Below are 22521 nucleotides of genomic sequence, written 5' to 3' on the forward strand. Positions count from 1 at the left end.
ATGAGCGAAAACGGCAATAAAAACATAGCGATCGTTGAAGCATTCTCAGAAACAGACAAAAAGACCGGTGAAGTTGTTACGTTAGTTCCTAACACCAACAACACAGTTCAGCCTGTTGCTCTGATGCGTCTTGGTCTCTTCGTTCCGACGCTGAAATCGACCGCCAGGGGCAGAAAGGGGCAAATGGTCTCTATGGACGCCTCTGCTGAACTCAAACAGCTGTCTCTGGCCAAAGCCGAAGGGTACGAGGACATAAGGATCTCCGGCGTTCGTCTGGATATGGATAACGACTTCAAAACGTGGGTAGGCATCATCCACGCGTTCGCCAAGCACAAGGTTGTTGGCGACACCGTCACGTTACCGTTCGTCGAGTTCGTCAGGCTCTGTGGCATACCAACGGCCAGATCGTCCGCGAAGTTACGCAAGCGCCTGGACAGTTCTCTAACTCGTATTGCCACAAACACTATCTCATTCCGCAGTAAAGGCTCTGATGAGTATTACGTGACGCACCTTGTGCAGACAGCAAAGTACAGCACAAAGAACGACACGGTCTCGCTGCAGGCTGATCCTAAGATTTTCGAACTCTACCAGTTCGACAAAAAGGTTCTTCTGCAACTCCGGGCAATTAACGAACTCTCCAGAAAAGAATCCGCGCAGGCGCTCTACACCTTCATCGAAAGTTTGCCACCTGACCCGGCACCAATCTCGCTGGCTCGCTTACGCGCCAGACTTAACTTAACCAGCCGCACCATTACCCAGAACGCGACAGTCAGGAAGGCGATGGAGCAGCTGCGTGAGATCGGCTATCTCGATTACACCGAAGTGAAGCGCGGCAGCTCGGTCTACTTCATCATCCACTATAGGCGGCCGAAGTTACGCCCGGCATTGCCACCAGTTAAAGCTGCGCCGGAAGAACCAGAAGAGCAGGAAGATAGCTTGCCTGGTGATGATCAGGAGGACATCATCGATGTTGTTCCTGAAGAAAAAGACGGTGAGATGGTCATGTTAAGCAAGGAAGAACTGGCGATTCTCGAAGAGCTGCGCAAAGCTAAAACTCGTAAATAGCCCAACCACTGTAGAGAGTAGAAAGGCTCACTATCCACTGTAGTGAGCCTTTTGTTTATCTGGAATCCGCTATCCACTGTAGTGAGTAACAGCAACCGAAGAGTAACCACTGTAGGCAGTGGCACGCAAACAACGAAATAAATGTTAGTGGTTACAAACCTAGATGAATCAAGGGCTGCGAGGTTAGTGGTCACTGGGTATCTTGTTAAATCTACTCTCTATAGTGGTTATCGTTGTTCCCTTCGTTATTGGCTATCCACTGTGGAGAGCAGAATCGGTTGGCTGGGTTTACTAACCACTGTAGTGAGTAGATATCCGCTGAAAACAGTGAAGGTTTACTCTCTATAGTGGATATCCGCTGGAGAGCGCATTCCATCACTCGCTATAGTGGTTGTTTGCTGCGAATGAACGCCTGTTTACTCCCTACAGTGGATAGCGACGTCGATAATCGCCACTTTACTCACTACAGTGGATACCGGATGTCACGGCAGGCGTTTTACTCACTACAGTGGTTGGATTGCATACCTGAATGGTGTTCTACTCACCACAGTGGTTATGAGCAGGATACGCACGCGGTGAGCTGGCTACTCACCGCAGTGGTTAGTGTTATCAGTGGATTTTCTTCAGCAGACCCCAGAGTGTCCCGGCCTTCGTCGTGAGCTTACCTGTTTCCGGATCGTACATGCGCCATTCGCGACGCTGGTGGACAATGACACCGTCCTCACGTTCCAGACGTTCCAGCACGCCAGGTTGCTTAAACCCTTTGGCACGCCAGTAGCCGCTTGTTTTTTCGATTTCCAGACCTGCCAGTGTAACCGCCATCAACCAACCTCCTTGCAGTCATCGAAAAGATAGCTGGCGTTCTTCGCGTGAACGCCGTAGACATCACCTGATTTGTTGTAAACGAACTTATCTTCACCCACGCCAGTCAGTTTGCCGTTACGTTCGGTGAGATAGGGGGAAGACAGGACGCGATCATCGCGCACAACATAAAACTGTTCGCCGCTGTCCACAACCATCGCGCCGTAGCTGGCTTTGACGACATTGCGGATCACGTTGTTTTTCACTTCGGCCACTGACATCTCACACTCATAGACGTATGTGTCCGCGTAGACTGGGAGGGAGAGCAGCACCAGAGCCAGGGCTATTTTCTTCATGCCACGACTCCTTTGATAACGCCAAATGCTGAGTCGAATACCAGCACTACGGCCAGCGCATTAATCATCGCGCCATTAACAGGCGCCAGCGCTTTACGGATTGCTCCGGTGAAGATGCAATCGAGCACAAAAGCTATCGAGACAATAAGTAATAAAGTGTCTAATACAGTTTTCATGATAGGTAGATACTAACTTATATATTTTTTGCTGTAAATATCACTCAAAAGTGCTGATACCTAAGATACGCTCAAGATGAGCCGCGTCTTCATCGCTTACCGGCATCGTGTCGTCGACGTACCAGCAACTACCGTTGTGCCAACAAACACCGTCATCGTCGACATACACAGAATCTGCATCCATGCCAGTGTACTCAACGAGATTGCGCTCAATTGCCGCTTGAATTTCTTCATCGTTCAGCCCATCGCACTTGACCATGAATAGCGGGTAAACGTCATAGTCGGTGCTGGCTGAAACTCGAACCAAAATCTTCATGTGTCTTCTCCTTGTTGGTAAGTACTTATTTATATTAATGTGCGCCATGCGGCGCACAATCATTGTGTTCAGGCTGGTGGAAAGAACTTCTCCAGCGTGCGGTCGACAGCTTTATCGATGTGCATCAGATGCCAGACGACCATATCTTTACTTCCCATACCGCGGGTGTAGATCACGTCGAACTTACGCCAGGCGGCGTGAAACCAGTGCGGTGTATCATCAACCGGCAGATTCTCTCCAGCCTCCTTGAAGTACTTGAGCAGCATGGCCTGTTCAGCGGTGGGCGTCGGGCCAATCTCTTCCGCGTACATTCTGATGAAACGCTGCCAGTCGGCTTCATCTTCTGAAGGTTCCGGTGCGTTCATCTCTGCAATCGCCTCACGCAGCTGCGTCGCCCATTCTGGCTCCGGGAAGCCCTGGGCAATTTCGGTATCCACTACATCCAGCGCAGCGTTGGCCGCGTCATACAGTTTCTTCACGCTTTTTCTCCTGCATTAAAAGGAACACGGTCATTGCCGCTCTGAAAGGGTTAGGGTTCTGGATCAGATGTTGTGGCGTTGAGCTATCCACCTTTCTGTGGGCCGCTCTCCACTCGCCAGGCTGTCTGGTGGGGATTACGCCGATTCTGTGTCGATAAATAATGTCCCACGCATCTTCCGGATCGTTACACCAGTCGAAGGTTCCGGCTCCGTTCGGGCCGATGGCGACCACTGCTGTGTAATCGCCTTCCTGTGAGCCTTTCCAGCCATATTGTGAGATAAGCGGTCGATGGCCGGTGGCTTCCGCGACCAGGCAGTTAATCTCAAAGTCCGTCATCTCGCTGTAATTTTTCATTCCCGATCTCCTTCTCATCCGTTGCCGAACAACTATGTGGCGTTGTCACTTTGTACTTCTACGGATGCTAATTCCGTATTAGTAACCAATTTGTTTTCTTGTTGGTGATAATACGGAAATAAAAAAGGCGTCCAAGTGGACGCCTTGTGATTACGCTTCTTCTGTCTCTGCTGGGGACGACTCTTTCGCTCGCCGTTCGTCTATCGCCTGGAGTGCTGCGATGATTTCCGGGAGTGGCTTCTCGCGGTACATCTCGACGATCTGCGATTTGGTGTATTTCTTATCGCCAATTTCCACACGCCCGCTGGCGTTCTTGGGCAGGTATCCTTCCTCCAGCATGTACTCAACCAGCGATTCGATGACGTCCAGCCCGCGAGTCGGGTCGAAGTAGAATTTCCATGAGCATTTGCCAAACGGAGGCGCGACTTTGTTTTTAATGCACTCGGCGCCAACGTCCTGTCCGATCTTCTCTTTGCCATCCTTCATAACGGATGCGCCCAGACGGATGCGCACCGACGCGTAGAACTTCGGAGAGTCGCCACCTGGAGACGTCGTCGGATCGCCAAACATCACGCCAATTTTGGTACGCACCTGGTTCAAGAAGATGATGCACGCGTTGTACTTACGCGCCCAAAGCGCCAGAGTAGGGAAGTTCGCACTCGTCGCGCGCGCCAGCGCCGTGTTGTCGTTCATGTTCAGCTGATCTTTGTCCTTCGCAGTACCTTCTGCCATCTTGTCGAACTTCTCAGCCTTCGAGTTCGGAACCATCGACGCCAGAGAGTCGGCAACGATGCAGATAGGAGCTGTTTCCGGGATAAGCTCTTCGTCGCGCACCAGCTTGAGGATTGTGCCGATCAGCTCTACGGAGTCTTCGAAGGTATCCGGCTGTTTGTAGACCCACTGACCGTCGTCTTCGTCGGCGTTCAGTCCGTTCGCTACCGCCAGACCAACGTCGAAACTGTTTTCGTGGTCAAGGAACACGGCCAGACCATCCTGTTTCTGTGCTGACACCATCGCTGCCGTCGCGAGGAATGTGTTGTGGCTGATAATCCCGTTAGACCAGAAAGAGTGTGTTTCCGGCATCGCTACGTCGAACGTTGGTGCTTCACCTTCCTCAATAGCCACGACTTCGTCGTAGAACAAGTTAGAGTCAATTACCGCTGCCAGTTGTGCAAACAGATGCTCGTTAAAACGATTCTTTCTGCCAATGAAGGAGACATAGATTTCTCGCAGTTTGTCTATTCCGACACGATCGCCGCGGCCAATAACGTGATCTACCAGAACGTAGTCTTTACGAGAGGTCTTGGTGAGTGACTCGTAGAGTGATTTCACTAAGCCGCTGATGTGCGGAACGTAGCCTAAATAAGTGCGGTCAAAACTAATGTCCCGTTTGGTTGCCACTGCTAAACGAGCCGGAGACTCGAACCCAATCGTTGACAGGAAAAGGTCGTAGTTAGAGCCACTGAATGACAGCCGGTAATATATGTTTTTATAACCTGCGACGTGTTTTTCAGAGATAGTTGACGTAATCCCCAGATTCAGGAGCATGAGGCGAATTTGCTGTAGCAGCAGCCCACTCGCGCTCACAACCTCAATGCAGCGACCATCATTGACGTGGCATTCCAGCTCAAAGTAGCCGCGAAGGAATGCAATTTGAGCCTCGCTATTGGCGCGACGCACACTCAACGGAACCTGCTTGCCAGCAGCTTTCTCATACTCCAGACCATATTCTTTAAAAAGCAGCGAACGCACCTCTTTGCTAAACAGCACATGGTCTTCCGAGCCGTTATGTTTTCTCGTAACTGGCATCTTGTTTGATACCAGCGAAATGAGGCGGTAGTACTCATCCTTGATGAATGGATCTGTGTTAGAAAAATGCACAGAATTTTCAGAGGCCACGTATCCGTCAGCAATTAAATAGCCCATCAGTTTTGCGATATTGGCATCCAAGTGCTGATCGCCGAATTGATGTGTGCCAACCATTGAAGGAATCGTGTCGCCTACACTGATTTTTTCAGCATACCGCCAGACGATATTGCCTAAGTCGTCAACCACACGAATTGGGTGACGGAACGTAGCCTCGATGTAACCCCCTGATGCCAGCTTAATGCGCTTGAATTTGCGACGGTTGTTCCATGTCAGGTGTGAGGTCTTCTCTATCACGCCATTTTCATTGATGAGTCCAACGTTATGCTCTACATCGCGAGTAGTGCATGTTGCTTTGTGCCCCTCAATCTCAAACAGTTCTTTCACTGTTACCATTCCACGCTCCGTCAGCAGCATGGTGTCTGCGGTAACACATTTCCCCGCGCTTGGTGGCCCGAAGACTTCAACGATACGTCCACACGGAAAACCACCGTCGTAACGTCCGGAAATGGCTTTGTTTAGTGGAGGGAAACCGGAGTCAATCCAGTGGGAGACCTTCTGGATCTCGTCATTGCTGCCGATTTTCTTTTTCAGCGCCAGTGCCAGTGCGGATTTGCCTTTTGCCATGATTAGGCTCCTTTTGATTCGTTGATTCGCTTCGAAGCAGCGGCTTCGTCAAACTTGATTGCGTCGTGGTTCAGGTGTTTGGCGACGCGAGCGATGATCTTCACGACCTGCTCGCTGACCAGCGCGAACTCGCGCTCAGTTGCAGAAATGCCAGCAGCGCCCAGAATGTTCGGCAGCGCCACCACAGCGTGCTCGCCGTGGCAGAAGACAATCTCTTTAGCCAGCATGGTTGGCGTAGTTGCCCCGCCATTAATGATGGACTTCAGCATCAGCAGTACCTCTCAAATGGCAGAACAAACACTTCCAGATCTTCCAGAAACGACCGGAAATTCAGCTCGTAACACATCTGTTCGAAGGCATTCATGTCGCGTGCGCCTTTAATCGACTCGATTTCGCTGGGTGGGAATTTTGTGTCGATAAGGTTCATCAGCATCATGTTGCGCTTAAAGGCTTCGAGCATCCGGCAGCCCGTCTTCTCGTTGAAGGCGTTCTTTGCCAGCTTGTTGAATGCCGTCTTATAGCGACCCTTATTGATGACAATGGAGCCGTCGTTAATGCCGCGTACCATTGCGGCCACGCTTCCCCACTCATGAAGCAGCTCTTTCGCGCCACCATCACCAATGCCGCCGACGCCTTTGATGTTGTCCGAGTTATCGCCCTGCAACGCTTTCGCTTCCAGAAACGCGCGTGGTGTTGGCAGACCTGTCAGCTCTGCGAACTGTTCGAAGTTCACCTGCTTGTGCTTGGCATCTTCACGCAGGCTTACCCAGCTCACATTCTCGCGAACCAACTGGAGCCAGTCGCCATCGCCCGTCAGCAGGTAGATGTGATCGACGGTCGGCTGCGGAGCCAGGCGAGAGACCAGCATTCCAGCCAGGTCGTCCGCTTCTGCGTCCTTTGCAATGAGTTGGTTAACGCCCAGCGCGGTCATCATTTTCAAGATGTACGGCTTCTGGATGGCAAAGCCTTCTTTCATCTTCTTCATATCCGGGTCGTCATCGCGATTCGCTTTGTACTCCGGGTAGAAGTCGCGACGTTTGTCGCTGAATCCATCCCACAAGATCATTGGGCGGGCATGGAGAATTGAGGCGTAACGACGAACGTTCTTCACGAAGCCAAAAGCCGCCTGAACTTCCATCTCGCCGTTGTGTAATTTGTCGGATTGCTGGTGGTAATAGCCCAGGCTGTTACCGTCCACAAAGAGATAATTCACCGGTACACTCCTTCCAAAAAGTAAGGCGTCCGTAGACGCCTTACTGGTCACGTTATGGGATTACAGAGCGTCCAGTTCAGCCAGCAGGTCGTCGAGACCTTCGTCAGCTGGTGCAGATGCAGCGGCAGCAGATGCTGAAGCACTTGCAGCTGCGGCGGCTTCCGGAGCTTTAACTTCTTCCGGTTTAGTTTCCGGTTTGAACTCAGCTTCAGCGGCACGCAGGATCTCTTCATCAACCAGACTGGTGGACTCTGGAGCCGGAGTGTGTGCTGTAGCGACAGCAGCTGCGCCTTCCGTATGACCAGTGATAGAGCCAAAGCCTGGCAGTTCAGCAGCAGCTGATTTTGCAGCGGAAGAAATGGCCGGAGAGGACATTGTTGCTGCCGGAGCCGCAATACCAATCAGACGACCCATAGTGCGAGCCGTAGACAGCAGACGAGTTTCGTCAGCCTGGTTCGCGTATGCGATCAGATCGTGTTGGGTAGTCCAGAGCTTCTCAGGAATGTCGCCTTTGTAGACTTTACGTTTCGGGGATACGTCGTACTTGGTGTCACGACCGGAACCGGTACGCTTAATCAGGAACGCATAGCCTTCTTCTTTGCTCAGTGGGTTGCCGATATCATCCGCAATATCTTCGGACATCACTTTGCAGATATCGTCGAAGACCGTAGACGGCAGCTCAATCAACTGGCATTTCTCTGCGTCTGCAAAGTCTTCACGCGCAGACAGAACACCGTTGACCAGATAACGCGGTGTAGCACGCATACTGTTAATGCGCTCTTCCATCGCTTTGTTGCCCTTAAAGCGAGCACGACCTTCCATAACCATCTCACACAGCTGGCAAGCGTGGCCGTGGGTGTGCTGTTCGCAGATGTAGGCGGTTGTTACATCTTTGCCTTCCTCATTCTGATGCTTAACGTAGTGCATACCGAAAGTCTGGAAGAACACGCCATTCGGGTCGTCCTTGTTCGGAAAAATGCGCAGATAGTTATTGCCGTCTTTCAGACGGGTCAAATCAACGTTATTGCCACGTTTAGAAGCAATATCGCCACGGGTCTTGTTAAGCAGATCAAGTAATGACTTAGACATATATTTCTCCTTGTTGTGATTGTGGCCATTGGCGCTATGCGCGTTGGGCGTTCGTTTATTCGTGGCTCTTTCGAGCGAGAAGGATGATAGATCAGTACTTACTTACGATCTAGCATAAATTAACGGGAAGAGTGGAAACGTTCGGCGCCCAAACGTTCAATCTCCACGATAGCCATTTTGGACGCCTGGACAATCATGTCGCGGCGGTGAGAGAAGGCGGCCACAGCGTGCTTGTACAGATCTGCAATGTGCCGGGCATCGTCGAGTTTCTGGCGCTTTGCGAGGTATTGCGGGTTGGTTCTCACCTTCGCCTCCAGTACGGATTCATTGAACTTAATGCCGTTCATACTCAGGTTCTTACGCTCATTATCGTAGATTTTCGCCTCAATCGCATCGAGGGAGAGTTTTGCATCCGCGACCTCGCGTTCTGCCCGCGCCAGCTTAGAGCCGTACTCCATCAAAAGACGCGGCTGCTGACGCCAGACTTCCTCCAGATTGTCGCGATCGAACTCAAGATCGGACATGATTTTTTCGTAGATATCGGTGCTCATAGTGTTAATTGCCTGCTTATTTATATGTATCAATTTTATCATAATGGAAACAGGCATTGGAGATTATGACACGATGAAATGGAGGTTATGAGATAGGTAAGCCAGTGAAAAATCAGGCGGTTCTGGTACTCTATGCCCCGTTAAAAGCTGGCCGTAGACAGCGTACGACAATGTGGTGGAGATACGGACGGATTGAGTTTACTCGCCGTTGACAGTTGTCAACATCGAACATATAATATGCCGGAGATAAATTGTATCTGAAGACGCATCCTAATAAGCACATTCAAGCGGCCATTGAATATGCTGTAACTCAAGGCTGGGTTTGGGTTCCACCAGGCGATTCTGCACACTGTTTTTGCAAATTGCGCTGTGGCAATCCAGAAGGTGAACACCGAGATCACCAAATGAGTGTATGGTCAACGCCGAAAAGTGCTGAAAACCATGCCAAGCAAATCATTCGTATGGTTAAACGCTGCGATTGATTTTGCCCGGTAAGGAGTTGCTACAACAACTCCTTACCGAATAAATAAGAGAATACTCTGAATACTAAACGAAGAGGTACTATGGCGCTTTTTAACTTCACTCTGACACTCTCAGGCGTAACGTATGAGACCGAAGGACTGGAAGACGCGCTGTACGAAAGCGGCTGTGACGATGCGCTGATTTGCGCATATGGAAACTCCGTCTATGTTGAGTTCGACCGCGAAGCCGAATCGCTGGATGCTGCTATTGCATCAGCGATTGACAATATCGAATCAGCCGGTATCGGCGCTATTGTTGAATCTGTCGACTCTGCTCTTGTTGGCCTGAGCGACATTGCAGAAATTACAGAAATGTCCCGACAGGCGATTGCAATGTTGAAAGATGGCACTCGCGGTAGCGGCGACTTCCCTTGCCCAGTCCAACGCATTAAAGGCCAATCCCCACTCTGGGATTGGGCTGATGTAGCCGAATGGTTACTAAAGAACGGTCGATTAAAAGAAGACAGCAACTTGGTAAATAACGCTCGTGTGCTGAGTAAATGGAACCTTGCCTTACGTGCAAGCGCTTCAAAAGATTTTCAAGAAGTTGAGTCAATAGCGGCAGCACTAATCGAACGTCGACGTAAAACTATTTCATAGTCCTTACGCGTTTGGTCTTACTGCCCCTCCATTTTATATTAATAACGATGTGCAATTGAGGAATTATGGCCCAAGACTCCAAACGTGGTAGTGAATTGGTTGAGGTTATAAAATCTGATGATGTAACCGATCTGTTCAAGGAATACGGTGAGATAGCTATTGACTCTGCCCTTGAATCGGGAACGCTTGAGTCGATTCCTTTACTCAATACTCTCGTTGGAATTTTCAAGACGGTTAGCTCAGTGCATGATCGTCGGTTTACGGAAAAGTTAATTCGTTTCATCTCTGGCTTCGCCGATCTAGACGATGCTACACGAATAAATATGGCCAATCGGTTGAATGAAAATGACAAATTTGCGGGTAAGGCCGGCGATAGACTGATTGAAATCATTGACCGCATGGAGAGTGAAAATAAGCCAGAAATTGCAGCAGCATTCTTGAAAGCGTTTGCGTTTGAGCACATTGATTTTATTACATTACGTCGCTTAATGGTTGCGCTTGAACGTATCCCTTCCTTTGAGATTGATGAGTTAGATACTTTTTCCAAATACGATGAAAATAACCACCATCAAATATCAGATGAAGCGCTTTTACTCTCATTTGTTAATGCTGGGTTGGGGAAAAACAATGGCGGGTTTGAGGGAGGTATTATTTTGCCGACAGATTTGTGCGCAGTATTCGTTCGGTTCAAAGGCTTCAAACCGGAATAATTTAGATCATATAACCCGCCATTTGGCGGGTTTTTGCTTTATGCGACTTTCTTACCAAAAATGTTGGATAGAGTGACTCTTATCTGGCGCTTCAGCCTGTACTGTCTCACATCGCCAATTTTGTTAACTTCCATAAATTCTTTGGCCACCTTCAGTACCAGCCGATTGCGGAATACTTTGAATGCCTCCAGCTGTTCCTCTGGGTTATCTGATTCGTAGATCTCCAGCAGATACTGGCACGCCTTCGGATCTTGCGTTTTAAGCGCCAGCGCTCTGGCACATTTACGCAGACGACTGACTTTATCGGCGCCATCCAGCCCGGCGAACGCCAGCGCCAGATCTAACGTGACCGGGCAGTCGATGATTTCCCAGAACTGCGACCGCATGGTGGCCGCAACTGCTTTATCCTGAAAATCCGCGGGGATAGCCGCCAGCGCTTGTGCAATCTTCTGTGCCTCGTTCATGGTGTTCTCTTTATTCATTTGCTAATAGTCTCCGCTACCTCTGCCAGAATTGCTTCCAGCTTTTCGCCTTCCTCTGGGCGAAAGTACAAAATGTTCGGGTTAAATCCGTAGAAAACGGTCACATCCAGCTCTGGCAGATACTCTTTGCGTCCAACCAGGTCGGATGGTTTGCTCTTGTTGTTGAAGAGTGACGTCGCCCGGCTGCCACACGTCAGCACATAGGTCGGACGCACCAGATTGATCTCTTCACGCACAAAGTCGATGAACTGGCCGATTTCGTCTTTGGTGTAGTCCTTCTCTTTGTCCTTCACCTTTTTGCACACGCCGGTGACGTAGAGATCGCCCATACGCAGATCGCCTGCAGTAAGCAACTTCGCCTTAAAGTCGTCGTAGCCGTTCTCCATGAAGTAGCCGGTACGCCCATCATTGCCGTTCGCGTTGTCCAGAATGACCATGATTTTCGGCTTAATGCCAATGCTTGGGCGGATCAGGTCGTCTCCCAGACCCATTTCGGCCGCCATGCGAGTCATCAGTACATTCACTTCAGCAGAGCGCTTAGGGTTCATCTCGAACGGTCGAGAGGCTTTTACAGCGTCGATCACCAGATTGCCCATCAACTCTGCCTGGTCGCGCAGCCGTTCCGGATCTGTCGCTGGCAGACTGCCAGGCTCAATCGATGCGAACGCACCTACTTTTTGCAGTGACTCGCGTACCCGGCTGTTACACGCACGCTTCTCGACCGCTTCCTCAAATTGCTCAAGTGACTCGAATTTACCGCCAACTTTCTCACGCGCTCTCATGATGGCCTGGCAACCATTCTCAGAGCAGCCTTTCACAGCAGAGAATGGCGCATACAGAACCTGGCTGCCGTCTTCCAGCGTGCGGATCTCAATTCGGTTAGATGACACGTTAACGTCTGGTGGCAATACGCGAATGCCATAGGTCAGCGCATCCTTAACCAGCCCCTGGTGCTTATCCTCGCCCAGAATGGTGAGAGCAGCAGCGAAGAACTCAGCAGGGTAATGTGTCTTTAACCACATAGACTGATAGCTGATCAGCGAGTAGGCAACGGAGTGTGATTTGTTGAAGGCATATCCACCGAACTTCTCAAAGGCGTCCCATATTTCTTGGGCTTTCTCAGGGCTAAGACCTTCCTGCTCGGAAATAACTTTGGCAATTTTCATGTGTTTTTCCCGTCATTTGCTTCAAACGCTAGCTTTTTTTAAGATATTTGCGATTTGAGTGTTAGAGATGCCGAATTTTTCTCGCAACTTTTCATAGGTTGCGCCAGCCTTGCGCAAGGCGACCACCTCAGCTCTTGCTTCAGCATCCAGTTTTTTGGATGCTCTTGAGACAACGATCGGCCCACCAACTCGTGCCCATTTCTTCCCGGTGACGATATGGTGAATGTAAAGCTCAGTTAAACCATATTCGGCCGCGAGGTCTTTGTTCAGAGCGCCTTCTGACTTTTTAATGCGAATAGCAATGACGACTTCGTTGGTTAGCTTGGCGTTGTAGCGCCTCTCACCAAACTCAACGGTATCGTGTGCAATGGCGTCAGCCATGTTGTCGACTTGAGTGCCATACGCGAGATTGGAGGGCGCATTGTTTGATGGTCTTCCGTCAAGATGACGAATAAGTAAGCCTTCTGGTCGTTCTCCGTGGAATGCAGTTGCTGCCAGATAATGAACTGTGCGGTCGCATTTGACGCCGTTGACGCTTAGTTTCACGCCCAGATGTCCAAAATCATTGATTACGCGAGGTTTGAGGATTTGCCCCTTCTTCACCCATTCGCCCCCATTGGGGGCTGTTCGTATAACATCTAAAGAGCGAATGCGACCTAAACTGGATGCTTCGTAATAACCTTCAAACTCAGGAATGGATTTCCAAATTTCTTCCACCGTCAAACTCCAAAATCAACAATATCAGCGTTATCACCAATCGCTTCGTCATAGGTTCTGCGTTTGCCGTCAGAGCACATCAGCTTGGCCTTTTTGTGGACTTCTACTGTGCTTCCGTTTTCAAGTGACAGTGTCACCCAACCTGCTTGCGCTCGTTCTACAAAATCGCTGCCGATCGCTTTCATCTTATCCATGTTCTTTTTACCGATAGCGGAACGCAGAGCGTCAGCCTCAGCCATAGAGAATCCAGCGAGTACGCGAGAGCTTTTCATGATCTGCTCTTGATAGAGTAAAACGCCGTTGGTTTCTTTAGTTGCTTCCTCAAGACGCGGATGAATTGAATGTGGAGCCATGAAGCCTTTGGCTACGGAGACATAGTCGTCCAACATGCCTGACTGAATCGGGCCAGGTCGAAATAGCGCGGTAGTAGCGACAACGGTTTTAAAGCTCATTGGCTCAATGCCACCGCCCAGATCTTTAAGTAACTTACGCATGGGGCCGGACTCCAGCTGGAATACGCCCTGCGTGTACCCTGCAGCGAACCCATCCAGAACCTTGCGATCGTCCAGTGGGATAGCATCGAGATTGATGTCTTCCCCGGTACTCTCTTTGATGTAGCGTTTCGCGCTATCCAGCAGATCGAGCGTTGCCAGACCGAGAACGTCCAGCTTAATCAGCCCCATCGCCTCGCAGTAACGTTTATCGAACGCAATACAGCGAGCATTGCCACGCAGCTCGACGGGCGTGCGCTCTACCAATGGAACACCAGCGACGATCATCCCCGCAGCGTGACGACCAAAACCACGCATCAGGCTTTGCAGCTTACACGCCGCTTTGAACGCTTCCGGGTTTTTCGTGGCGTATTTGTCCAGGCTGGCCAGTTGCTCGCGCAGCTCTTCCAGCGACAGGCTATCGTCTTCCAGATTCTTGAACTCTTTGGATACCGCCATATCCGCAGCGTCGACACCGTAAATACGCGCAGTGTCACGCAGCGCCGAAGCAGCGCCCAGATAGGTGAAGTTCGGAATACCGGCAACGTAATCTTCGCCATAGCGTTCATTCAGATACTCGATCACCTCATGACGACGTGCCTGGCTGAAGTCCAGATCCGCATCCGGCAAGTCGAGACGTTCAGGGTTAATGAAACGCTCAAACAGAAGACCGTGACGGATAGGATCAACGTTGGTTATGCCTATGCACCACGCCACCAGAGACCCGGCAGAGGAACCACGACCTGGCCCGACAGGAATGCCAGTTTCACGACTGTGATTCATCAGGTCGCGCACCATCAGGAAGTAGCCACAGAAGCCCAGGCGGGTCAGTGTGTCCATTTCGTACTTCAGGCGATCAACATACACACGGTGCTCAGAAGCCGGTGGTGTGTAGCCAAACTCTTTGGTAGTAAGACGCTTGCGCAGCCCCGCGACAGCCAGCTTCATCAGCGTTGCAGGTTCGTCGTCTGCCATCTTGGGCAGTGCTGGTGGCAATTCATGCCAGCGCCATGTGCAGGCTTCAATAATGGTGTCCTGCGTTGTTGAGGCCATTGCAGCTGTTACCGGCACATCCATTCGAATGGAGAAGGCTTTCAGCGCTTCAAGGAGATGGCGGCGACCATTAACGGCATTATCTCGCTGGTGGGGAATACGCAGACGATGCGGCTGGTCGATTTTGATGTTGTTCGTAACCATGTGCGCAATGTCTTTAATGTCAGCGTCGTCGACCGCTTCGTAATAAGCGGGATAGAACGCCACTGGCTCTATTTTCAGTGCGCTCGCTACTTTCATCGCCCGGACGTTAATCTGGTCGTAGAATGGGGTAGGGTGCGGATAAACCACGCTGTAGAAGTTATCGCGTCCTCCAGCTGTCACCAGCGTCCCGATAATCTTTGTGAAGTCCCGGTGCTGGAATACACTGCCAATGTCGGACGTCAGCAGGATGATGTTGCCTTTGGCATATGCGGTCGCCAGCTGGTCAAGTGCCAGACGAGGGACAAAGTAGAATTGCTCGCGCTTGTTGGCTAAGGTCATCAGTTCGCACACGTCGCGATAACCTTGCTCATTCTTTATCAGTGCCGTAAAGCAGTAGCTGCGATCACGTACCAATGATTCCATACATCCCCCTGACTCTTTCGCCAGGCGGGCGCGGTGCTCGTATGTCGGATCGTCGACCACATTCAGCTTAACACCACAAATAACCGCCATGTCGTCGCCAGCGGCACGCTGCAGGGGGATCACACTGGCAATGTTCATGCTGTCAGCGGAAATGACAGCGGTGTAGCCAGCTTCTCTCGCGATTTTCACCGCGTTTTCTGCTTTTAGAGCCGACTCTCCCAGGGAGAAGTCAGTTCTGACCATCAGAGCCTTCATGTGTTTTTACCTTTCTGGTTTTCTTGATTTTGTCATTGGGGAAGCCAACGAACTTCCCATACATCGAAATCGCAACCTCTTTGGCTGACTGGTGGCACTCGGGCCTATCCGGACACGCCAGACAAGCCCGGCCAGTTTCAGACGCTGCGATAAGAGAGCCGAAACATCCTTTACGCACGATTAACCGAAGATCTTCTGAACCACTTCACGCGCTGCCTGTGCAGACGTGGATGGAAGTTTATTGATAAACGACTTTTCGATGCCGGCAGAGAAATCACCGCGCATCATTCCGATTTTTGCGGACAGCAGCAGCTCGCGAGGGCCGATTGGCTGGCTGATCAGATGCTGTTCATAACCTTCACGGACAAGGTTCGCGAATTTCACCATCTTCTCGGCGTATTCGCGGATGACGCCAGCCTCAGCCAGCATGTTGACTTCAGCCTTAGTGCTCATGTACTTCACGTTCGAAACAATGCCGAAGCGCGAGAAGTTCGCCGCGTTCTGGATGTTCGTTCCTTGATAGAGACCCGTTTCGTCGCCAGAGCCGTTAGTGTTGCCAGTGCCAATGAAGGCAAAGCGTTTATGCGGAGTGATACGGCGCCAGTCCGGAGTTGCCTCTTTGATGATCAGCGGTTCTCCTTCAAGAACTGGCTGGTACACACCCAGAATCTGCGGGAACGCGAAGTCATATTCATCAGCGAGGTACACCCAGCCATTTTTCATCGCCAGCGCCAGCAAACCAGGCTCGAAGTAGGTGGAACCATCGCGAGCGAGGATCTGGCCTGTAACGTGTGCCTCTTCCATAGACGCCGTATGCTGGGCGCGGATCAGTGGTCGATTCAGCAGGGCGCATAGCTGCGTAGGAAGAGAAGATTTACCGGTTCCTGCATGACCCCAGAGATAGCCTGGGATTCCGATTTCCAGCATCATGAAGATGTCTTTAATCAGGTCGAAGTCGCCATACACATAGTTCTTCTTCGCTTCCGGTACGAACTCCGGATATGGCGTGTTGACGTTGACTGTCACCTGTAGTGGTTTTCCGCGTGGCGTTCCCAGCTCTTTGATCGTTACGCCAAGCAGCTCGTGCGCGGCCACCAGTTCGGTCTTGTATTCGACCGTTCCTGCGTAGCCCGGATGTGCGCTAATCTCCGCTACTTTTCCTTCGCCTGAATGCTTTTCGGCACGCTTCTCATTGAGTTTGGCCAGTGCCGTGCGAGAGATCGTTGGTTCATCCGGAAACGCAGAGGTGTACATTTTCACCACCTCGTCCACGTCCAGACCTTTCGCGGACTCAGGAATGTTCTCGCAGCGGCCCATAGAGATATGGGATTTCAGGTAATGAAAGGATTTGCCACACCACTTGCAGACGATGGCTTCCGGCAAATGTTCTTCTTGCTGTAGTGCAGTAGCGGTCATGTGTTTTTCCTTACTGTTTGTCGTTCGTGGGGTATATCTTATATAAATATATTAGGCTGTATAGTAAGTGATTACTTATTTTTACGGGTAAAGCAATTACCCAAGAATGATACGAGATAGCTCTGTGACGACTGACGGCCCTAACTCTTCTACGCTGTTTACCAGTGCGTAATTTTTGTAGTAACGCCGTGGTGCGTCGGTCAGAACGCCGATAGCCATCAAATCGATGTCACTCAACGTCTCAATTTCTTTGGTGACGGTTCGTAAATGCTGATGGAACCCATCGCCTGCAGCACATGGCGCCCCGTCGCTCATAACCAGCATGATCTTCTTGTCCTCCATTCGCCCTGCAAACAGAGTCGCCAGCTGCGCGACGCTCTCACCATCGACGTTATTGAGCAGGGGGAACGTCTCACACACGCAGCCCATGCGGGCGCGGATCTCTGGAGAGTTAGCTTTCTCATTCCAGTTTTTGATAATGGGCAGCATTAGCGCCTCGAAGCGAGTAAACCCGCGCTTCGACATGGTTTCATAATCTGGGCTACCAAACGTGGTAAAGCCGGTGATGATGTTAGGCACATTGATACGATCCAGAGCATCCGCAATGGTGTAGGCGCTTGCGAGTGCCAACTGAATCTTCCTGCCGCCCATTGAGCCGGACAAGTCGATCACTTGCTGGACGCACGCGTTCACCGCTCTGTGGTCTTCTTTTTTGCGGAACACGCGGTCGTCGTTCATTGCCAGACGATACAGGTTCGCGCCATGTATCCGCCCACGTCTCTGGCCTGGGATAAACTGAACTCGGTTGCGGCTGGCGATAGCTCGCTCCAGGTCTTTGGCCAGAGTCGAAGAAACGCCTGCTGACAGATGTTTTTCGATTTTCAGTTCAAAGAGCTTTCTGCCTTCCGGAACCATGCGGTAGCGATCGACAGGTGAGTGCATTGGGATTGCGCCGAACGTCTTTCTGGTGCGCTTTACATGCTCTTCAGCCTCATCAATCAACCCGATAAAGTCGTATGAACGATCGTATGGGCGATACTCAGAAAGTGAGGTGCTCATAAGCTCTTTGCTGATGGTGGCCGACAGTGCGTCTTCGGTCATTTCGCCTGTTCCGTCTTCCATCTCGTCGAGCGCCTTGAGTGCGTCCTCCAGAGTCATTTCATCCGGAGCAGGAACAAAGCCTGATTCACTGTCTTCAGGCGCTTCCGCGGCATCCTCATTTTCTTTACCTTCGCCGTCTGTGTGATCGGCGGCGTCATCTTCCTCTTCGCCTTCTCCTTCGGACTCCCCATGACCGGCATCGGAGTCTTCGCCGTCATCACTATCACCATCGCCATCGCCAGCGGCGCCAGAGCCATAACCATCGGAGTCATCGGCGTCATCGCGAATGCCATCACCAGGCGTTGGAGAGCCAGTGTCATCACTACCACCTTCGTCATCAGAATCACCTGATTCCATGCCGGCATCATCGGATTCTGGGGTGTCTCCTGATTCCTCTTCGCCTGCTTCTGTATATTTACTTTCTGTATCACTAATTTCTTTATCTTCTGTAGGTAAGTCCTTATCTACTGATTCGGGCAAATCAGAATCCCCAGACTCTTCCTCTTCTGAGGCATCATCTTCTTGCTCTTCCTTGTCGTCGTCTTCGCCTTTGGTACGCTTTGGTGCTGATTCACTATGAGTCGGTTCATCACCGGCTTCTGGGGTTTCCTCTGACTCATCCTCACTCTTCGACGGCTTCCTAGCAGACGATTTAAGCTCTGGTAATTTGCCCTCTGGCTTGTCTTTCATATCCTGCATGATTTGGGCGATAGCAGCTGCGACCTTCACACAGTCTTCTGTGTTCGACATATTGCGAACGGCCACGTCGATACCATGCTCTTTGAGCAAGGCTATAGGCTTCTCGATGAGGTGCCAGTGTTCTTCCATAAAGTCGATGAAAGGGCTTTGGCCATCCCAGGCGCGGACGACAGGGCAAAGGAAGAATTTCAGGAACAATTCACGCTGGTTGCCGTGGCAGATTGAAACCGCCTCTGACACTTTGCCCTTGAAGTATTTGTCGATCACCAGGTTCTGTGTGGCCAGTAAATTGCGACGGGTTCCGTTGAATACCTGTCCCATTCTGCGTTCAATAAAAACGTCTTCCAGCGCGTTCCAAAGCCCGGTAGACGGAGCCTTTCCTCTCTCGCGCATCTTCATTGCGACTTTCGGATCAGTAAAGAGGATATGGGCTACCTCATGGTCGAGAAAACCACGTACTGCGTTCATGAGGGTTGGTGACGCGTCGTCCGGTATAGATGGGATGTTTACCAGCACTGGTTCGCCGCGCCGGTTGTAGCGGACATATGCTTCATTGCCTCGCTCTGCAACAGGTATCTGTTTGCCTGATAGCATCGCTACAACTCGTTTTACGCAGTCGCGGAAGTCCTGTACCTCTTTCAGCACAGCTCTGGTCATGGCTTTGGACATGAGAATTTCCTTGTTATTAAAACAATTTGTTTTCTGATGTGCGTAATTTATCACTGTACGAACAGGCGACTAAGCTGTTCGTACAGGCTTCTATCGGCAGGAATGTGTGTTAAATGGTTCTCACGGCAAGGGAGCCGCAACCAGTATTGATGAGTGTGAAATGTTTATTTTTTAGTTCAAAAGTGAAAACCGTCGTATCAACCATCTCCACGGGAAGCTCTTCAGATTCTAGTTCTGTCAGGATCGTCGCAACGCCATCCAGCCCAATCGCATATGCGTGTCCAACCTCAAGGGCGGTCAATTTAGAAGTTATATTTTTCATTTCATATCATCCAACTGAACACATTTGAAAGTTCGGCAATACTACTACCTATTGTATCAATATGGAATGCACCTATATCAGATACGTCTTACTTTTCTCTGTAAGCGAATAGTGACAAATCGCCTAAAAACCATAGTATAATGGCGGTATGCTGGGGTTTTGTGCCTATCGAAATTAAATAGATAAGTCTTTACAACCCTGGCCTTTGCTGTAATATCAGTAAGCACTTACCAGAGATAAACAAAACACGCAAGGTTCACTACATGGCTACCAACGAAACAGAGATCAAACAAGGTCGCTACGCAGCTTACATTGACTCGTTAATCACAATCTCGCCTAAAAGTCAGGCTACCATTGCCAAAGAGGTTGGGTACAAGAACGCCAACAATCTCTCTCTCATCAAAAGCGGCAAAATCCCACTTCCAGTAGATAAGGTTCGAGCATTAGCCGAAGCGCTGGATGCAGATCCGGTTCGACTGATGCTGATGGTTCTGGAAGAACGTCATCCTGAGCTGCTTGAGTTTTTTCGCGAAGAGGGCACTGCACCGCTCTCCGCTGATGAAAAACTCGTTCTAGAAGCGTTCCGTAACCGTTTTGACGGTCAACAGGGAGCGTCAGAAAAGGTGGTAGAGGCCATCAAGTCACTGTGAGAAATTTACACGAATAAGCTCGGTGGCTAGACGATCTCCCTTGAATTTGTGGTCTATCTCGTCTAAGTCTGTTTGATTCACGATAGATGCGATGTACGTTGAGAAGTTATTCAAGGCGTCTCGCATCTCATCCATATAATCGTGGCGATCATAGACGCGATCTATCCCTTCAAGACTGTGGTTCATAATCTTACGGGCCACCTCCTGATTAATCCCCAGAGCAGGGAAATAACTACGCGCTGTACGTCTCAGATCGCGTGGGGTGAATGACTCAACCTCCATCAACTCAGGTCGTTCCAGTATCCTTCTCAGTGCCTGGGCAATGGCCACCTTAGACATTGGCGTATCCACGCCCTTCTTCTTATTCGAAGGAACGAGCCACTGGCTGCCTTTCCCGTACTCAAACAACCCTTCTACGCATTGGCGCATCAATGGGCTTAACGGCAGCGCGTGCTGTCTGGCCGATTTGTTTCGCGTACCTTGATTCCATACATCACGTTGAAGGTTGAACTCATCCTTTCTGGCCCGGAGCACTTCATCGGGTCGTCTGGCGGCGACAAGACAGAGCCTGGCCGCCCACTTTGTGCCTTCGCACACATTGAAGTAATCCCAGACGTTCCAGAATACCCAGACCTCGGCGTCCGTCAGCTTACGTTCGCGCGGCACTGGCTTTGCGCCACCGGCAACTCTATTGAGCGACATATCATTCAACGGTGATGTATCAATCAGCCCCTGAAAAGCGCACCAGCTCAGGAACTGTTTCATTAGGGAGAATACGCGTCTGCCCTGGACGATCTTGCCTTCCAGTATCAGTGGGTTCACCAGTTGGTTGACCAAGACCCTACTTATATCACTTACCTTTACTTCAGAGATATGCGGCATTATATGTATCAAAACACAATGAACGGCTATTTCAGGTCGACGTCTCGTTATCAGTAAAGATAAGCGAGTGAATAATATGAAGGCGGAAGAAAACGACATGTCTCCGTCGAAATTGGCGGTCGACACTGCCGACAAACCGGAAGCGCGTTCGAGGTACTCGATGGCTTCCCGAGAGGTGTTTTCTGCTGCGCGTGCTTTATCAAAGGTGTTTTTCATCGTCCACTCACTGAGTGAAACCTTTTACTGTATGTATGAACAGTATATTAGGCTTAAGTTTTTGTATGATCAACCATAAAATAGCCTGTTTTGTACAATGATTCCATACTTAATAGGTATGGAATCATTGAGAGTCGATTTTTTTAAATCTGAGAAACAAGCAAGATGATTTTAGCGGTTGTGAAAATCTTCAGCACAGGCTGAAAAGTGGGAGATTAACTGTGTGTTGGCGGCGCTCATGAGATCGTGTGCTGGGGTAACAACTGCAAGAATGGAGTATCTGTCCGGATTCCACAAATGCTGTGCATAAACTAAATAAGTATTACTCTTCTTCTGCCGATCTGGAGTGCGAGGTGGCCAGGGCTGTTCGTCGGGTAGCTTGATGTGGATGCGAGCGAGTTGAGCGTCTACGGCATAAGGTGGAAAAGTGAAGACGGCGTCACTGCCGAAGGTATCCGTTGTGGCGTTGTGCTCCTTGCAGTAAATAAATTCCTCTATGAGCTGCTGTTCCAATCCAGGGAACTTTTTGAAAGTGGGGTCTAAAAATGCGGCGCGTGTATCGGGGTTGATCTCGACAATCAGAGCCATTTGGTCGAAGCCTCTGTGCCACTGGCTGCCAGAACAGCAAGAGCCGCATGGCTAATTTCTGATTCGCGAAGAGGGCTAACTGTCAGGATCTGATTAACCAGATTATCGAGATTTTTGGCCCCGTGACGCATCTCAGCGACAGCCCTGCATAGCTTGTATTCAGTGGAGTTTTTGTCGTAAGACCGGATGATCGACATCTCTGGTAATGCCTGGAATAAGAACTCGGCAATTGCCAGGGAGCCAATTACATCAGCACGTAAGCCTTCTGCGGCAAACTTTGCCTGCTCAAAATCATGTTCTGCCAACGCATCCAGTCTGGCGTAAATTTCACGGCCATCAGCGGTAACTTCCTGGATTTTACCCACACTTTCGCGCAGTTCTGCGAGGGATGGTGCGCTCGCCCCTGAAGTAATAGCGCTGCGTTCATGGGTGTGATCTTTGGCATAAGAACCGTGTGACAGGCTGCTTAGTGCCAGTGCCACAACCATTGCGATTTTGGTGATTGAGTCTTTCATGATTTAT

General features: G+C 50.4%; 25 protein-coding genes and 1 pseudogene. 5 read left to right on the forward strand and 21 right to left on the reverse strand.

What is annotated here, in order from left to right:
- Window positions 1-1065: a replication protein RepA gene (gene repA / locus ACQG0S_RS22640; protein WP_016051671.1), complete on the forward strand. Its 1065-nt coding sequence runs from the start codon at window positions 1-3 to the stop codon at window positions 1063-1065.
- 609 nt (window positions 1066-1674) lie between these two features.
- Here repA and ACQG0S_RS22645 read toward each other — a convergent pair.
- From ACQG0S_RS22645 to ACQG0S_RS22695, 11 genes are all read right to left on the reverse strand, one after another.
- Window positions 1675-1887, reverse strand: coding sequence for a hypothetical protein (locus tag ACQG0S_RS22645; protein ID WP_006812558.1), 213 nt, complete (start codon window positions 1885-1887; stop codon window positions 1675-1677).
- On the reverse strand, window positions 1887-2222 hold the full coding sequence (locus ACQG0S_RS22650) for a hypothetical protein (RefSeq protein WP_022649907.1): 336 nt from the start codon (window positions 2220-2222) through the stop codon (window positions 1887-1889). The genes ACQG0S_RS22645 and ACQG0S_RS22650 overlap by 1 nt, the downstream gene beginning before the upstream one ends.
- On the reverse strand, window positions 2219-2398 hold the full coding sequence (locus tag ACQG0S_RS22655; protein ID WP_022649906.1) for a hypothetical protein: 180 nt from the start codon (window positions 2396-2398) through the stop codon (window positions 2219-2221). Before ACQG0S_RS22655 ends, ACQG0S_RS22650 begins: the two co-directional genes overlap by 4 nt.
- A 40-nt stretch (window positions 2399-2438) precedes the next feature.
- The gene (locus ACQG0S_RS22660) at window positions 2439-2714 is read right to left on the reverse strand and encodes a hypothetical protein (protein ID WP_022649905.1); all 276 of its coding nucleotides are present in this window, start codon (window positions 2712-2714) and stop codon (window positions 2439-2441) included.
- A gap of 68 nt (window positions 2715-2782) precedes the next feature.
- Window positions 2783-3193, reverse strand: a complete 411-nt coding sequence (locus ACQG0S_RS22665; RefSeq protein ID WP_004110040.1) for a DUF7238 family protein — start codon at window positions 3191-3193, stop codon at window positions 2783-2785.
- Entirely contained in the window at window positions 3177-3548 is a 372-nt protein-coding gene (locus ACQG0S_RS22670; protein ID WP_022649904.1) for a DUF2591 domain-containing protein, read from the reverse strand. The genes ACQG0S_RS22665 and ACQG0S_RS22670 overlap by 17 nt, the downstream gene beginning before the upstream one ends.
- 150 nt (window positions 3549-3698) lie before the next feature.
- Window positions 3699-6041 (reverse strand): intein-containing recombinase RecA, encoded by a 2343-nt coding sequence (locus tag ACQG0S_RS22675; protein WP_022649903.1) that lies wholly within the window; start codon window positions 6039-6041, stop codon window positions 3699-3701.
- A gap of 2 nt (window positions 6042-6043) precedes the next feature.
- Entirely contained in the window at window positions 6044-6310 is a 267-nt protein-coding gene (locus ACQG0S_RS22680; RefSeq protein WP_000920226.1) for a hypothetical protein, read from the reverse strand.
- On the reverse strand, window positions 6310-7254 hold the full coding sequence (locus ACQG0S_RS22685) for a 5'-3' exonuclease H3TH domain-containing protein (RefSeq protein ID WP_022649902.1): 945 nt from the start codon (window positions 7252-7254) through the stop codon (window positions 6310-6312). Before ACQG0S_RS22685 ends, ACQG0S_RS22680 begins: the two co-directional genes overlap by 1 nt.
- Window positions 7255-7314: 60 nt before the next feature.
- Window positions 7315-8343 (reverse strand): hypothetical protein, encoded by a 1029-nt coding sequence (locus tag ACQG0S_RS22690; protein ID WP_004110098.1) that lies wholly within the window; start codon window positions 8341-8343, stop codon window positions 7315-7317.
- Between the two features lie 119 nt (window positions 8344-8462).
- On the reverse strand, window positions 8463-8894 hold the full coding sequence (locus ACQG0S_RS22695; RefSeq protein ID WP_022649901.1) for a hypothetical protein: 432 nt from the start codon (window positions 8892-8894) through the stop codon (window positions 8463-8465).
- A 257-nt stretch (window positions 8895-9151) separates the two neighbouring features.
- Between ACQG0S_RS22695 and ACQG0S_RS22700 the strand changes: the two genes are divergently transcribed.
- The 3 genes from ACQG0S_RS22700 (at window position 9152) to ACQG0S_RS22710 (ending at window position 10725) form a co-directional block, all read left to right on the forward strand.
- A complete protein-coding gene (locus ACQG0S_RS22700) occupies window positions 9152-9376 on the forward strand; it encodes a hypothetical protein (RefSeq protein WP_071785233.1) in 225 nt (74 codons plus the stop codon).
- Window positions 9377-9457: 81 nt separating this feature from the next.
- Window positions 9458-10015, forward strand: a complete 558-nt coding sequence (locus ACQG0S_RS22705) for a helix-turn-helix transcriptional regulator (RefSeq protein ID WP_022649900.1) — start codon at window positions 9458-9460, stop codon at window positions 10013-10015.
- A gap of 65 nt (window positions 10016-10080) precedes the next feature.
- Window positions 10081-10725 (forward strand): hypothetical protein, encoded by a 645-nt coding sequence (locus ACQG0S_RS22710; protein WP_022649899.1) that lies wholly within the window; start codon window positions 10081-10083, stop codon window positions 10723-10725.
- Between the two features lie 38 nt (window positions 10726-10763).
- On the opposite strand, the gene ACQG0S_RS22715 is transcribed toward ACQG0S_RS22710, so the two are convergent.
- The 7 genes and pseudogenes from ACQG0S_RS22715 to ACQG0S_RS22745 all read right to left on the reverse strand — a co-directional run bounded on the left by ACQG0S_RS22715 (window position 10764) and on the right by ACQG0S_RS22745 (window position 19663).
- The gene (locus ACQG0S_RS22715; protein ID WP_022649898.1) at window positions 10764-11207 is read right to left on the reverse strand and encodes a hypothetical protein; all 444 of its coding nucleotides are present in this window, start codon (window positions 11205-11207) and stop codon (window positions 10764-10766) included.
- A pseudogene (locus ACQG0S_RS22720) lies at window positions 11204-12343 on the reverse strand (DNA polymerase III subunit alpha); the annotation flags it as partial. The gene ACQG0S_RS22715 and the pseudogene ACQG0S_RS22720, both read right to left, overlap by 4 nt.
- A gap of 51 nt (window positions 12344-12394) precedes the next feature.
- A complete protein-coding gene (locus tag ACQG0S_RS22725; RefSeq protein ID WP_022649896.1) occupies window positions 12395-13090 on the reverse strand; it encodes an NUMOD4 motif-containing HNH endonuclease in 696 nt (231 codons plus the stop codon).
- 2 nt (window positions 13091-13092) lie between these two features.
- Complete coding sequence (dnaE, locus tag ACQG0S_RS22730; protein ID WP_426750841.1) at window positions 13093-15456, reverse strand: DNA polymerase III subunit alpha; 2364 nt, start codon at window positions 15454-15456, stop codon at window positions 13093-13095.
- A gap of 180 nt (window positions 15457-15636) precedes the next feature.
- Complete coding sequence (locus tag ACQG0S_RS22735) at window positions 15637-16872, reverse strand: AAA family ATPase (RefSeq protein ID WP_022649894.1); 1236 nt, start codon at window positions 16870-16872, stop codon at window positions 15637-15639.
- 96 nt (window positions 16873-16968) lie between these two features.
- Window positions 16969-19341 carry a cobaltochelatase CobT-related protein gene (locus tag ACQG0S_RS22740; protein WP_039264847.1) on the reverse strand — a complete coding sequence of 791 codons (2373 nt, stop codon included), beginning with the start codon at window positions 19339-19341 and terminating at the stop codon, window positions 16969-16971.
- A 109-nt stretch (window positions 19342-19450) separates the two neighbouring features.
- On the reverse strand, window positions 19451-19663 hold the full coding sequence (locus tag ACQG0S_RS22745; RefSeq protein WP_004110118.1) for a hypothetical protein: 213 nt from the start codon (window positions 19661-19663) through the stop codon (window positions 19451-19453).
- Window positions 19664-19926: 263 nt separating this feature from the next.
- Between ACQG0S_RS22745 and ACQG0S_RS22750 the strand changes: the two genes are divergently transcribed.
- Complete coding sequence (locus ACQG0S_RS22750) at window positions 19927-20313, forward strand: transcriptional regulator (protein ID WP_022649892.1); 387 nt, start codon at window positions 19927-19929, stop codon at window positions 20311-20313.
- Here the strand turns inward: ACQG0S_RS22750 and ACQG0S_RS22755 are convergent.
- The 3 genes from ACQG0S_RS22755 to ACQG0S_RS22765 all read right to left on the reverse strand — a co-directional run bounded on the left by ACQG0S_RS22755 (window position 20305) and on the right by ACQG0S_RS22765 (window position 22514).
- Window positions 20305-21411: a tyrosine-type recombinase/integrase gene (locus ACQG0S_RS22755; RefSeq protein ID WP_022649891.1), complete on the reverse strand. Its 1107-nt coding sequence runs from the start codon at window positions 21409-21411 to the stop codon at window positions 20305-20307. The two genes, ACQG0S_RS22750 and ACQG0S_RS22755, sit on opposite strands and share 9 nt — an antisense overlap.
- Before the next feature lie 171 nt (window positions 21412-21582).
- The gene (locus ACQG0S_RS22760; protein WP_006812568.1) at window positions 21583-21999 is read right to left on the reverse strand and encodes a type II toxin-antitoxin system YafO family toxin; all 417 of its coding nucleotides are present in this window, start codon (window positions 21997-21999) and stop codon (window positions 21583-21585) included.
- Complete coding sequence (locus ACQG0S_RS22765) at window positions 21990-22514, reverse strand: hypothetical protein (RefSeq protein ID WP_006812569.1); 525 nt, start codon at window positions 22512-22514, stop codon at window positions 21990-21992. The genes ACQG0S_RS22760 and ACQG0S_RS22765 overlap by 10 nt, the downstream gene beginning before the upstream one ends.
- Window positions 22515-22521 lie beyond the last annotated feature (7 nt).

The sequence above is a fragment of the Enterobacter cloacae complex sp. 418I7 genome, from assembly GCF_050030705.1.
GTDB lineage: Bacteria > Pseudomonadota > Gammaproteobacteria > Enterobacterales > Enterobacteriaceae > Enterobacter > Enterobacter intestinihominis.